The 12293-nt window shown below is 68.3% G+C and carries 12 protein-coding genes and 2 riboswitches; of the genes, 4 read left to right on the forward strand and 8 right to left on the reverse strand.

Annotated elements, in window-relative coordinates; genetic code table 11:
* Positions 1-30: 30 nt before the first annotated feature.
* The 6 genes from gcvP to FVA74_RS10200 form a co-directional block, all read right to left on the reverse strand.
* Positions 31-2928, reverse strand: a complete 2898-nt coding sequence (gene gcvP, locus FVA74_RS10175; protein ID WP_222705962.1) for an aminomethyl-transferring glycine dehydrogenase — start codon at positions 2926-2928, stop codon at positions 31-33.
* Between the two features lie 69 nt (positions 2929-2997).
* Positions 2998-3384, reverse strand: coding sequence for a glycine cleavage system protein GcvH (gene gcvH, locus FVA74_RS10180; RefSeq protein WP_147722117.1), 387 nt, complete (start codon positions 3382-3384; stop codon positions 2998-3000).
* Positions 3381-4574 (reverse strand): glycine cleavage system aminomethyltransferase GcvT, encoded by a 1194-nt coding sequence (gene gcvT, locus FVA74_RS10185; RefSeq protein WP_147722119.1) that lies wholly within the window; start codon positions 4572-4574, stop codon positions 3381-3383. Before gcvT ends, gcvH begins: the two co-directional genes overlap by 4 nt.
* Positions 4575-4755: 181 nt before the next feature.
* Positions 4756-4850, reverse strand: a riboswitch (glycine riboswitch).
* A 60-nt stretch (positions 4851-4910) separates the two neighbouring features.
* On the reverse strand, positions 4911-6617 hold the full coding sequence (locus FVA74_RS10190) for a substrate-binding domain-containing protein (protein WP_147722121.1): 1707 nt from the start codon (positions 6615-6617) through the stop codon (positions 4911-4913).
* A 167-nt stretch (positions 6618-6784) separates the two neighbouring features.
* Positions 6785-7372, reverse strand: a complete 588-nt coding sequence (locus tag FVA74_RS10195; protein WP_147722123.1) for a hypothetical protein — start codon at positions 7370-7372, stop codon at positions 6785-6787.
* 215 nt (positions 7373-7587) lie between these two features.
* The gene (locus FVA74_RS10200) at positions 7588-8043 is read right to left on the reverse strand and encodes a hypothetical protein (protein ID WP_147722125.1); all 456 of its coding nucleotides are present in this window, start codon (positions 8041-8043) and stop codon (positions 7588-7590) included.
* Positions 8044-8135: 92 nt separating this feature from the next.
* On the opposite strand from FVA74_RS10200, the gene FVA74_RS10205 reads away from it, so the two are divergent.
* Together FVA74_RS10205 and FVA74_RS10210 are read left to right on the forward strand one after the other, a co-directional pair.
* Positions 8136-8705, forward strand: a complete 570-nt coding sequence (locus FVA74_RS10205; protein ID WP_147722127.1) for a carboxymuconolactone decarboxylase family protein — start codon at positions 8136-8138, stop codon at positions 8703-8705.
* Entirely contained in the window at positions 8705-9277 is a 573-nt protein-coding gene (locus FVA74_RS10210) for a GNAT family N-acetyltransferase (protein WP_147722128.1), read from the forward strand. The genes FVA74_RS10205 and FVA74_RS10210 overlap by 1 nt, the downstream gene beginning before the upstream one ends.
* A 55-nt stretch (positions 9278-9332) precedes the next feature.
* On the opposite strand, the gene FVA74_RS10215 is transcribed toward FVA74_RS10210, so the two are convergent.
* On the reverse strand, positions 9333-9662 hold the full coding sequence (locus FVA74_RS10215) for a multidrug efflux SMR transporter (RefSeq protein WP_187266475.1): 330 nt from the start codon (positions 9660-9662) through the stop codon (positions 9333-9335).
* Positions 9663-9671: 9 nt separating this feature from the next.
* A riboswitch (guanidine-III (ykkC-III) riboswitch) is annotated at positions 9672-9736 on the reverse strand.
* Positions 9737-9808: 72 nt separating this feature from the next.
* Here FVA74_RS10215 and FVA74_RS10220 point away from each other — a divergent pair.
* On the forward strand, positions 9809-10201 hold the full coding sequence (locus FVA74_RS10220; protein ID WP_147722131.1) for a hypothetical protein: 393 nt from the start codon (positions 9809-9811) through the stop codon (positions 10199-10201).
* 7 nt (positions 10202-10208) lie between these two features.
* Here the strand turns inward: FVA74_RS10220 and FVA74_RS10225 are convergent, their stop codons facing one another.
* The gene (locus FVA74_RS10225) at positions 10209-11543 is read right to left on the reverse strand and encodes an MFS transporter (protein WP_147722133.1); all 1335 of its coding nucleotides are present in this window, start codon (positions 11541-11543) and stop codon (positions 10209-10211) included.
* A 74-nt stretch (positions 11544-11617) separates the two neighbouring features.
* Here FVA74_RS10225 and FVA74_RS10230 point away from each other — a divergent pair, with 74 nt between their 5' ends.
* Positions 11618-12193, forward strand: a complete 576-nt coding sequence (locus tag FVA74_RS10230; protein WP_147722135.1) for a nitroreductase family protein — start codon at positions 11618-11620, stop codon at positions 12191-12193.
* The last annotated feature ends 100 nt before the right edge of the window (positions 12194-12293 follow it).

Genomic DNA, 12293 nt, shown 5'->3' on the forward strand with positions numbered 1-12293 from the left:
CATTCGCCCGATCTCACCGAGGAGTGGGTTCTAGGCGAAGGCTTCCGGGGGCGGGCACGCGCAGACGAGATTGCGGTCACCGAAGGCGTTATCGATGCGCCGCACGGGGGGCCAGTACTTGCCGTGGATGGCCCGCACGCGGTCCGCGCCCGAGAGGGCGGATGCGGCGGGGTAGACAGCCTGCTCGCGAGAATACGGGTGCGTCCACTCCCCTACGAGCGCCGACTCTGCCGAGTGTGGCGCTCCCCGGAGCGGGTTGTCGTCGACCGGCCACTCGCCGCGACCGACGGCATCCGCTTCGGCCTTGATCGCGATCATGGCATCGATGAAGCGGTCGATCTCGGCGAGGTCTTCGCTCTCGGTCGGCTCGACCATGAGCGTTCCCGGCACGGGAAAGCTCATGGTGGGCGCGTGGAAGCCGTAGTCGATGAGACGCTTCGCGACGTCGTCGACCGTCACCCCAGTCGCGGCCGTGAGCGGGCGCAGGTCGAGGATGCACTCGTGGGCGACGAGCCCGTTGTCGCCCGCGTAGAGCACGGGGAAATGCTCCCGCAGCCGCGCGGCCACATAGTTGGCCGCGAGCACGGCCGCGCCGGTCGCCCGCGTGAGGCCCTCCATACCCATCATCCGCACGTAGGCCCAGCTGATGGGCAGGATGCTCGGGCTTCCGTAGGGCGCCGCGCTGATTGGCCCGCCGCCGTGCACGTACTCACCGACGAGGTCGGTCGCGAGGTCGTAGGCCGGATGGTGCGCCGACTGCGCCATCGGATGCCCGGGCAGGAACGGTGCGAGGTGCGCCTTGGCCGCCACGGGTCCGACGCCGGGCCCGCCCCCGCCGTGCGGGATGCAGAAGGTCTTGTGCAGGTTCAGGTGCGAGACATCGCCGCCGAAGTCGCCGAAGCGCGCGTAGCCGAGCAGCGCGTTGAGGTTGGCGCCGTCGACGTAGACCTGACCTCCCGCCTCGTGCACGGCATCCGTGATTGCCCGGATCTCGTGCTCGTAGACCCCGTGCGTCGAAGGGTAGGTGACCATGAGCGCCGCCAACTGCTCGCGGTGCTCCTCGACCTTCGCGTGCAGGTCGTCGAGGTCGACGTTGCCGAGCTCGTCGCACGCGACGACGACCACCCTCATGCCCGCGAGCACCGCGCTCGCGGCGTTCGTGCCATGCGCGCTCGACGGGATGAGGCAGACGGTGCGCTCGAGGTCACCGTTGGCGCGGTGGTAGCCGCGGATCGCCAGGAGGCCGGCCAGCTCGCCCTGGCTGCCCGCGTTCGGCTGTAGCGAGACGGTGTCGTACCCCGTCACCTCGGCGAGCCACGACTCGAGGTGCCCCGTCAGCACGAGGTACCCCTTGACGTCGTCGAGCGGCGCGAAGGGGTGGAGACCCGCGAACTGCGGCCAGGTGATGGGCTCCATCTCGGTCGCCGCATTGAGCTTCATGGTGCAGGAACCGAGCGGGATCATGCCGCGGTCGAGCGCGTAGTCCTTGTCGGCCAGGTACTTGAGGTACCGCATCATGCTCGTCTCAGAGCGGTGCGTGTTGAAGACCGGATGCGTCATGAACGTCGACTGCCGCAGGCACTCCCCCGAGAGGCGGGAACGGTGCTTCGACCAGTCGAGGTCGATGCGGCCCGAGCCGCCGAATGCGCGAACGACAGCGTCGACGTCGCGCATCGTGGTGGTCTCGTCGACCGAGAGCTGCACCGTGTCGTCGTCGACCTGCCAGAGCAGCACATCGCTCTCGCGTGCCGCCTTGACCGTCGCTGCGGCGCCGCCCGGCACCCGGAGCTGGAGGGTGTCGAAGAAGCGGTCATGCACGAGCTCTGTGCCGAGCGCGTGGAGGGCGTCTGCGAGCACGGAGGCGTGGGCGGCGACCCGTCGGGCGATACTGCGGAGTCCGTCGGGTCCGTGGTACACGGCGTACATCGACGCCATGACGGCGAGCAGCACCTGCGCTGTGCAGATGTTCGACGTGGCCTTCTCACGGCGGATATGCTGCTCGCGAGCCTGCAGGGTGAGGCGGTAGGCCGGATGCCCGTCCGCATCCTTCGAGACACCGACGAGCCTGCCGGGCAGCTGCCGTTCGAGCCCCTTGCGCACGGCCATGTAGCCGGCGTGCGGTCCGCCGAAGCCCATGGGGACGCCGAAGCGCTGTGTCGTGCCGACCGTGACGTCGGCACCCAACTGACCGGGGCTCTCGAGGAGTGCGAGGGCGAGCAGGTCGGCGGCGGCGACCGCGATCGCGCCCTTCGCCTTGGCCTCAGCGAAGATCGTGGAGGGGTTCCACACGCGGCCGGAGGCGCCCGGGTACTGCACGAAGACGCCGAAGTAGTCGGGGGGTAGGTCCACCTCCCTCGCAGGCTCGGTCGGCGCGATCGCCTCCGAGCGAACCGCGCTACTCAACCCGCGGAACACCAGCTCGATGCCGACAGCCTCCGCGCGGTTCACGAGCAGCGCCTTCGTCTGCGGAAGCGCATCCGAATCGACCAGGAACACGTTCGACGTCGACTTCGAGGCGCGCCGCGCGAGCAGCATCGCCTCAACGACCGCCGTGCCCTCGTCGAGCATCGACGCGTTCGCCGTCTCCATGCCCGTCAGGTCACAGACCATCGTCTGGAAGTTGATGAGCGCCTCGAGCCGGCCCTGCGAGATCTCGGGCTGGTACGGCGTGTAGGCCGTGTACCAACTGGGGTTCTCGAGCACGTTGCGCTTGATGACGGCTGGCGTGAAGGTGTCGTAGTACCCGAGCCCGATCATCGAACGCCGCACACGATTGTGCCTCGCGATCGTGCGCAGCTCAGAGAGCGCCTCGGCCTCCGTCGCGGCAGGCGGGATGGTCGAGCGACCGGTGTCACCCACGCGGATGCCGGCTGGCACCGCCGCCGTGACGAGCGCGTCGAGCGTGTCGTAGCCGACGGCGCCGAGCATCCGCTCCTGTTCCGCCGTGCCTGTGCCGATGTGCCGCGCGCTGAACGCGCCGAAGCTGTCGCTCACGGGCTACGCCTGCGTGAGTGCCGCGTAGGCCTCGGCGTCGATGAAGCCGGCCGCCTCGAGCGCCTCTGGCGAGGCGACCCGCATGGTGAACAGCCAGCCGTCGCCCTCGGGGGCGTCGTTGATGAGCTCAGGGCTGTCGGCAACCGCCGTGTTCGCCTGGACGATCGTGCCGTCGACGGGCGCGTACACCTCGCCGACCGACTTGGTCGACTCGACCTCGGCGACGACGCGGCCCTTCTCGACCTCGGTGCCAGCCTCCGGCACGTCAACGAAAACGACCTCGCCAAGCTTGTCGGCAGCGAAGGCGGTGATTCCCACCGTCAGCTGGTCACCGTCGATGCGCACCCACTCGTGCTCCGGCGTGTACTTGAGTGCTGCCTGCTCGCTCATGAGGCGACCTTTCTCTGGGTGGTGCGCTTGTAGAAGGGAAGAGGGGTGACGGATGCCGGCATGCGGCGGCCCCGCACGTCGATGAAGAGTTCGGTGCCCGGCTCGGTGAGGTGCGGGGCGACGAAGGCCATTGCGATTGGGCGCCCGAGGGTGGGGCTCAGCGCACCGCTCGTGACCTCGCCGACCGGCTCCCCGCCCTCCTCGGACGCGAAGACGGCGTAGCCCGCCCGGCCGGCGCGCCGCCCCTCGGAGACGAGGCCGACGAGCAGTCGGGCATCCGCTGCGAGCGCCTCCTCGGACGCCGAACGGCCGACGAAGTCGCCCTTGCCCTCAAGCCGGACCGTGCGACCGAGTCCAACCTGCGCCGGTCGGATACCGAGACCAAGTTCATGGCCGTAGAGCGGCATGCCTGCCTCGAGCCGGAGGGTGTCGCGGCTGGCGAGGCCGGCCGGCACGAGTCTGTGCGGTGCACCAGCGTCGATCAGCGCATTCCAGAGATCCGTCGCGAAGGGAGCGAGGATATAGATCTCGAAGCCGTCCTCACCCGTGTAGCCCGTGCGGGCGACCATGACCTCCTCGCCGCGCCACGATCCGGTCGCGCAACGGTAGTTGCCCATCATCTCGACCGGCACGGGCAGCTCGAGGCTCTCAAGCGCGAGCATGATCGCCTCGGATGCTGGGCCCTGCACCGCGATGAGCGCGAGGGCGTCGCTCTCGTCGACGACGGTCGCATCGTACCCGGCCGCGCGCACCGAGAGGGCGCCAGCAGCTTCGAAGCGGTTGCCCGCATTGGCAACGACGCCGTAGCGATCCTCGTGCGTTCGGTAGACGATGACGTCATCGACGACGCCACCCTCCGAATTGAGCAGCAGGCTGTAGCGCGCCTGGCCGACCTCGATCGTGGAGACAACATTCGACAGCGCGAAGTCGAGGGCGGCCCCCGCCTGGGGCCCCGTCACGAGGATCTCCGCCATGTGGGAGAGGTCGAAGAGCCCAGCCGCCTCGCGCACCGCGCGGTGCTCCTCGAGCTCGCTCGCGTAGCGCACGGGCATCTGCCAGCCAGCAAAGTCGGTGAAGCTCGCACCGGCGGCAACGTGGACGTCGTGGAGGGGGCTCAGGCGTCCGGGCCGCGCGGACGCATCCGCAGCACGGTCGTTCGGAATACTGCTGTCACTGCTGGGCAGGCCCATACGAGTTCTCCAATGGCTAGGCGTCGACGACGCTGGGAACTCTCCCTCTGTCATGGGACCTGAGAGCTTCGTCGACCGGTCGGTCGGCTTTCACCTTGGGTGGAATTGCGGAGTTGGTGTCGATACGGCGCTTCGCGCCTACTCAACCTGAATCGCTCCGCGATTCACTTTTCAGAGTTGCCTGTTCGATGCGGTACGCATACCTGAGAGATTTCGGAGAGGATTGCTCCTTCGGTGCCCAAACCCTGTGGTTCGGAGCTCTCCCGCATCGCCTGAGCGGCAGTATTCGGTTGTGCGGGCCAGCATAGCAATGCAAGGCCTGCCGCGGGGCCCTCGCTAGCAGGTCGGACGGCAAGTCCTCTGCGTAAAGGCATCGACGAACACCTTGTCGAGGTCGTTCGGCTCGTATGCCGAGAACGCCCCGCCACCCGTGACCGCCGCGATCTGCTGCATGGGCTCTATCTCGGTGTCGGGACCGAAGCCGATCAGGATGACCGGCACCGGCTTGAGCGGGTCATGCATCGCGGTGAGTTCCGCCAGGAGTGCCTCGAGCGTGATCGAGTTGCTGTCATCGTTGCGACCATCGGTGATGATGACCATCGAGTTCACCATGCCCGGCACGAAGCCCTCCTTCATATGCTTCACGCCGGCGAGGATCGTGTCGTAGAGCCCCGTATCGCCACGGATGTACTGCGGAAGAGTCGCCGTCACGTTGGCGATCTGGGCCCTGTGGTCGGCATTGCCCAGCGCCCCGACGGGCACAAGCTCCTCCCAGTCCTGATCGCCGGCCCGGTTCGTCGAGAAGACCCACACGCCCATGTGCGCCTCACCGCCATAGCGGCCGAGCGAGCCTCCGGCAGCCCGCTGGTAGACGTCGATACGGCGCAGTCCGTTGCCAGCCGGTTCGAGCATCGAGCCCGACACGTCAACCGCCACGAGCATCCGTGAACGCCGCGTCAGCGAACTCCACTGCGTGAGTGCGGCGACCTGCTGCTCCGCGACAGCAGCGGGAGGGACGGAGGTCGAGATCGGCAGCACGCCGGTCGCCTTGAGCTCGCCTGCACCAGCGTGATCCCGGAACCCCTCCGCCATGTAGAAGGCCCCGCCGAGTCGCGCCGCCTCCTCGAACGCGGCGAGAAGCGAGTCGCGCTCGTTCGACGCCGGCTTGTTGCCCGTGAGATCAACGAAGGGGTAGTCGAGCGCGGAGGTTCCGTCGTTGGGATAGAGGGCGATGACGGGGGCATCCGCATTCGCCTCATTGTGCGCAACGACGTCGCGCTCCGACATGACGACGACCGTCGGCGCGGGCGCCTCGAGCGCAGATGCCACGGCCTCCTCCTTGGAGTTGGGGATCGTCTTGCCCAGCTCGATCATGGTCGAGGGCAGACGTCGCGGGTCATCGGCGGGCGCCACCGCAGTCATGGAGGCGAGGGCAGCGAGGCTCGCAGACGACGACTCGGGGTCGGGCACGACCCCTCCCACGAGGCCCGCGAGGAGCGTGCTCCAGCCGACCTGGTCTGCAGCGAACTCGGCAGAACGGGCGGCAGGCGCCGCGAGCACGACGGGCGAGCTGGCGACGGATGCCCGGGGCTCGACGACGGGCTTGGTGCGACCGAGCGCTTCGGCAGTTGAGTTCATCCGGGCAATCCATAGCGAGGAATCCGGCACCCAGGCATCCGCATCGGCCAGGGCGTTGGAGGCGAGGAGCGCCGCGGTGTCGCCCGAACTCTGGGCGCGCACCTCGGTCGAGACGCACACCTCGGAGTTGGCGTCGAAGTCCTTCGCGACGTTCGTCATCGCCCCGTGGATTGAGGTGTCGGTGACGACCACGAGTTCGACCGGATCAGTGCAGCCGAGTCCTCCAGAGGCATTGGCCGCGAAGATGCTCGCGAGCCCGCCCTGCGAGATCGCGACGCCCGCACCCGTCACAAGGATGAGCACGGCTGCGGCGGCCGCGATCGGGCTGAGCAGGTTGCGGGGGGTGCGGGGGGCAGGTGCGCGGTGTCGACGGCGCGCGCCATCGTACGGGTCACGGGTGTTCACAACAACTCCATTGCTGATGGGAGCGGCGCCTTCGGGTAACGCTGGAGCCGAGCCGAGAGGCCCCCATTAGGGGCACGTAGGCAAGAGTGTAGGGGAGGCGGCGCCAAAAGTGAAGAAAAGTTCAGCGAGCCGCCTCCTCAGCCACCGGGTGCTGTGGTAGAGACCGCCTAGAAGCCCCAGTCGTCGGCGAGCTCCGAGCGGAGCTGCGCCGTCTCACGTTCCTTGATCAGGCGGGCGAGGTCGACGTCGATGAGTTCGCGCATCCGCTGCTCCTTCTCCGCTTCGTAGGCCGGGTCGTCGTCGACCTCCGGTTGCACGAGGGCATCCTCGAGCGCCCGGGAGACGTCTCGCCACGCCTCGTCGCGGGAGCGCTCGATCAACGCGAGCATGTATTCGTCGTCCTCCCGGAACTCGCGCAGCCGCTTCGCCAGGGCGCGCGAGACCGCCTCCCGGCGCGTGAGGTTCTTGACGTCGCCCGCGCGGTAGTCGTGGGCGTGCCCGGCCCTGCCCGCGAGCGACTCCGCCTCCTCGACCTCCCTTGCCAGCCGGTCTGCGGCGGCATCCGACTCAGCGGCGAGGGAGCCGATGACGGCCCTCGCCTCAGCGAGGTAGCGCCGTGGCTCGTAGTCCGCTGACTCCCCCACCGCGCCGATGATGATGGCGTTTCGGAGCCTCAGGCGCGCGGCGTATTCGGCCAGCATGATGCCTTCCGCCACCGCCGCTTGGAAAGTGAGCGGCTCGCGCGGAGTCAGCATGGAAGCGTCGAAGGGCGCCGCTCGCGCACGCGAACGGCGGCTACGGCGACGGAACCATTTCACAGTGTGGGAGGACTCTCAGCAGCGGGCGACCTGGGCAGATCGAGCCTACCCCGCCCGATGTCACGCCTCGTTGTCTGCGGGCCTGAGACGCGTGCCGTCGCGCCCGCATTCGAGCTCGTGCTGCTCGCCTCGATCCTGCGGACATCAGCCCATCAAGACACTTTGGAGCGCCGGTGCTGACGCAGGCCCTTCAGCGCGCCCGTCGACCACAACGCCCATGCCACGAGCACCGGCTGGAAGAAGAGGCGCACGAAGCGGGCCCTGTCTGTGTCGAGGCCGAAGGCATCCGTTCCCGTCACATACTGCGAGATGTTGCCCGGGAAGATCGCGATGAAGAAGGCGGCCACCGCGAGGCCGACGGGTACTCGCCGACGCGGAAGCGCGATGAGCGCGGCACCCAGCCCGATCTCCACGACGCCGGAGCCCAGCACGACCAGGTCGTCATCCAGGGGAACCCACTCGGGCACCTGGGCCTGGAACTCCTCGCGCGCGACCGTGAGGTGCGTCGTGCCGGCAAAGGCGAGCGCGGCACCCAGCGCGATGCGCGCGATCGTGCGCGGAAGCGAAGTGGGACGTGCCTTCGAGGTGAGGATGCGCACGAGAGTCATGCGGCGGACGGTAGCACCGCTTGCTGAGGCCTGGCCTTCCCAGGCGGACGCCCGAGTGACAGCATTAAGCGCACCCCACCCAGGAGACGAGAATGTCGATCATTGAGACGCCTACCGACGACCAGGCGGCCGGCTACACCGCTGAGCTTTATGCCGCCGACATCGCGCACCAAGGCTTCGTGGCATCCCACACCCGTGTCATGGCAATGAATCCCGAGGCATATGCTGCCTGGGAGCAGCTCATCACGGCGATAGCCAAGCCGATGGGCTTCCGCCGCTACGAACTCGTCACACTCGCCGCAGCGTACGGCGCGAGGTCACAGCACTGCCGCCTCGCCCATGGTCGGAAATCGCTCGGGGTCTTCGGCGAGGAGCAACTCGAACGCATCGCAACCGACTACCGCGACGCCGACCTGAGCGACGCCGAAGTGGCAATGATGGAGTTCGCGGAGAAGGTCAGTCGAGACGCGTCGAGCATGACGGATGCCGACAGCCTGCGGTTGCGCGAGCTGGGCTTCACCGACCGGGAGATCGTCGACATCGCGCTCGCTGCCGCAGCGCGCAACTACTACAGTCGAGCGATCCAAGCACTCGCGGTCGAGGTCGACGACGTGCCCGAGATGAGCCCTTCACTGCGAGCTGCCCTGACCGCGGGGCTCTGATGAGCATTGTCGTCAGGCCCGCCCATGACTTCGACGACGTCGCGCTCGTGCTCGGGCCGAAGCGGCCCGACGCATCCGTCTGCTGGTGCCTCTCGTGGCGGCTCAGTTCCAAGGAGAACCGCTCGCTCGTCGGGCCTGAGCGCGCCGAGAAGGTGCGAGAGCTCTGTTCCCGCGACCAGGCGCCCGGGGTGCTCGCCTACCGCGACGGGGAGGTCGCAGGGTGGGCGGGCATCGCACCGCGCTCCGAGCTGCATCCCTTCGCCAACTCGCGCAAGATCCCCCATGTTGACGACCTGCCGGTATGGACCCTCTGGTGCATCCGCGTGCGTCCCGGCTATCGCAAGCAGGGGGTCACGCAGACACTCATCGAGGGCGCAGTCGACTACGCCCGGGCGTCCGGGGCGCCCGCCGTCGAGGCTTACCCGGCCGAGAACGGCGAGAAGCGAATGGATGCGACCATGGCGTTCGTAGGCACGCGGCGGTGGTTCGAGCAGGCTGGCTTCACGAAGGTCGCCGACACAGAGGCGGTCGCCGGCGGGTTCCCGCGGATCGTCATGCGGCGAGCGCTCTGAGCGATCGGGCCTCGGCTCAGTGCAGTCAGCGCACCTCGGCTCAGTGCACCTCGGCTCAGTGCACCTCGACGTCGCTCACGAGCTTCAGGCCCACGATGCACCCGACGAGCCCCATGATGAGAAGCACCTTGAGGAGTGACACGGGTTCGGTCCCCGAGAGCATCGCCCACACGACCGTCAGTGATGCGCCGATGCCCACCCACACGGCGTAGCCCGTGCCGACCGGGATCTCGCGCAGCGCGAAGGCGAGGCCACCCATGCTGAGGATGAGCGTGACCCCGAAGATGATGCTCGGCCAGAGCTTCGTGAAGCCCTCCGAGCGGCCGAGTGCAGTCGCCCAGACCGCTTCGAGCATGCCGGAGATGATGAGAACCAACCAGTACACGTTTTCTCCCGTGGCCAGTCTTGTCGCGTTCCGGGTACTGATCCCTCGTCCGGGGGCGCGGTTGGGCACCCAGCGGCCAGAGTAGCAATCCTGGCTGGGCAGCGACTGCCTTGACCCCGCGCATCGGGGCATGCGTACTATGACGCGTGTCCACTCGACTGCTGCCCAGCTCACTGCCGCTGTCCTGCGCGGGCGACTTCGCCTGTTCCGACAGCTCGGGATTCGATGCGGGGATCGTGCTCGCCGTCGTCGGCGCGCTCGCGGTGCTCGTCGTCGCCTCCCTGCTCTTTCGGCATCGACACACCCAGTGGACGTTCCTCCTCGGATTGCTCGCGCTCGTCACGGGCGCGGCGATCGGCCTCGCACAGCAACCGCCTGCCTCGTTCGGCTGGTTCGCCTACATACCCACCAGCGACAGCGTGTTCGTGCCGATGATGCCGTCGACCCTTCCCGGGTTGATCCTGGTGGGCACAGGGCTGCTCGTCACGGGAGTGGGGATCGGCGGGATGCTGCGACGCGGGGCCCCCTTCGAGGACTGAGTCCGCGTCATCCGGCGCTGCGCCTCGACACCTCCGGCAAGCGTGCCCCCGCGAAGACCCCGACGAGTCCCATCGCCGCGAGGAAGAGGAGTGCCCAGAAGATGTGCGCCGCCGCCAGGAGCGAACTGATGCCACCCACGGCGAGGAGGATGACGCCCATCGCCGTGTTGGAGACGGCGACGTAGGCCGTGCGCTTGTCGCCCTCAGCCATGTCGACGATGTAGGTCTTGCGCCCGACCCGCACGCCCGTATGCATCATCGTGAGCACGAAATAGCTGCCGATGAAGACGAGCGTGCCGAGCCAGCCCTCGCCTGTGAAGCCCGGCAGGGCTGCGACGACGACGGTCAGCACGATCACGGCCGACGCGATCCCCGCCCCCACGCTCATGAGGCGCTTGCTCGAGCGGTCGGCGAGACGCCCGAACAGGCGCCCGCCGAGCAGCGCCGCGAGGCCTGAGGCGATGATGAAGCCGCCAAGCCCCGCGAGGGTGTTCGACCCCGACTCGATCGAGAGCGACACGATGAACGGCGGGCTCAGGGCCGAGACCAGCAGGAGGCTCCGCACGAGCACGAAGCTGCGGAACGGCCGGTCATCGCGAAGGAGTCGCACCATCTGGCCGAACCAGTGCGCATCCTGACGCCGCTTCTCGCTCGTCTGCTGTGGATCATCCGCTGGTTCCCGGATGCCCGCATAGACGACCGCAACGAGCACCCACAGTGCCGCCCCGCCCGCGAGCAGCCAGGCGAGCTGCCCGGGAGCGAGCTCCTCCCCGCCGATCACTCGGATGGCAACGCCCAGGGTGATCGCGACGAGCCCCGCGGCGGCGGTCGCGACCCCGTTGATCTGGCCGCGCTCCCCCTTGGGCACGGTGCGCCCCTGCACATCCTTGGACGAGATTGAGCACAGGCAGCGCCCGAGCGAAAACACGGCGAGCGCCACGATGATTGCGATGCCGGCCCCGAGCCCCTCTCCCAGCGCCGCGGTCAAGGCGATCGCCGCGACCGAGAGCGCCTGCACGAGCGCCCCCGCCACGAAGACCCACTTGCGCCGGCGCGCGCGCAGCACAATGGGGGTGAGGAAGGCCTGCGGCAGCATCGACCCGGACTCGCGGATCGGCACGAGCACACCGACCAGGGCGCTCGGCACGCCCAGCGCCGAGAACAGCCAGGGCAGCACGGTCGAGGCGTTGACGACCTGGTCGCCGGAGGACTGCAGCGCGTTCGCCAGCACGAGTCGGAGCCCGTTGGGGGCGACATTGCGGCGCACCTCGGCGGGGAGTTCCGCCTCGGCCTCCTGATTGCGCCGCAGGAGCGCGGAGTAGAGGCCCTCGATCTTGCTCACCCCTGCACGGTATGCGCGGGCAGGATGCCTCGCCAGTGAGCATCGCCTCACCTTAGGAGGAGAGAATGGCCCATATGACGTCTCACTCAGACCCGGTGCTCTCGGTCATGGCGGCACGCCGCTCGATCTCCAAGGTGGGGCCCGAGACCCCAACGGACGCCGAACTCGCGGAACTCCTCACGGCGGTGACGCCCGTGGCCGACCATAAGGCACTGCGGCCGTGGCGACTCATCACACTCCGCGGTGACGACCGGATGCGATTGGCTGAGGCGCTGGATGCCGCAGCGGGCGAGACGCGCGCGCCGGGCGAGATCAACAGCAAGCCGTTCCGAGCTGAGTTGCTGATCGCCGTCGTCGCGAGCCCCAAGGAGCATCCGGCCGTTCCCGTCTGGGAGCAGCATGCGACCGCCGCCGGGGCCGCCCACCTGCTCGAACTCGCCCTGTGGAGCGCCGGTTGGGGCGTCATGTGGCGCACCGGGATGCTGGCCAACGCGCCCGAGGTGCGAGCCGCCCACGGACTCAGCGATGACGAGCTGCTCATGGGCTGGCTCTACGTCGGCAGCATCGAGGAATCGTTCAAGGCCCGCATGCTGGAGTCGAAGCGGCCCGCCCTCGACTCATGGCAGTTCCTGGGGCGCATGCCCCGCTAACCCGGCATACACCCTAAGTGGGGCGGCGATACCGCGAGCAAAGTTGGACTCCAGTCCATATTCTGGTTCGAGTGCGCGAACGCACGCCTGGACCACACCC

The sequence above is a fragment of the Salinibacterium sp. dk2585 genome, from assembly GCF_008001035.1.
In the GTDB taxonomy this organism is placed as follows: Bacteria; Actinomycetota; Actinomycetes; order Actinomycetales; family Microbacteriaceae; genus Homoserinimonas.

Excerpts from the sequence above, each read along its gene's own strand:
- gcvP (WP_222705962.1), bottom strand. The coding sequence starts at position 2,928 with ATGCTCGGCGCCGTCGGCTACGACACGCTCGACGCGCTCGTCACGGCG.
- gcvH (WP_147722117.1), bottom strand. The coding sequence starts at position 3,384 with ATGAGCGAGCAGGCAGCACTCAAGTACACGCCGGAGCACGAGTGGGTG.
- gcvT (WP_147722119.1), bottom strand. The coding sequence starts at position 4,574 with ATGGGCCTGCCCAGCAGTGACAGCAGTATTCCGAACGACCGTGCTGCG.
- FVA74_RS10195 (WP_147722123.1), bottom strand. The coding sequence starts at position 7,372 with ATGCTGACTCCGCGCGAGCCGCTCACTTTCCAAGCGGCGGTGGCGGAA.
- FVA74_RS10200 (WP_147722125.1), bottom strand. The coding sequence starts at position 8,043 with ATGACTCTCGTGCGCATCCTCACCTCGAAGGCACGTCCCACTTCGCTT.
- FVA74_RS10205 (WP_147722127.1), top strand. The coding sequence starts at position 8,136 with ATGTCGATCATTGAGACGCCTACCGACGACCAGGCGGCCGGCTACACC.
- FVA74_RS10210 (WP_147722128.1), top strand. The coding sequence starts at position 8,705 with ATGAGCATTGTCGTCAGGCCCGCCCATGACTTCGACGACGTCGCGCTC.
- FVA74_RS10230 (WP_147722135.1), top strand. The coding sequence starts at position 11,618 with ATGACGTCTCACTCAGACCCGGTGCTCTCGGTCATGGCGGCACGCCGC.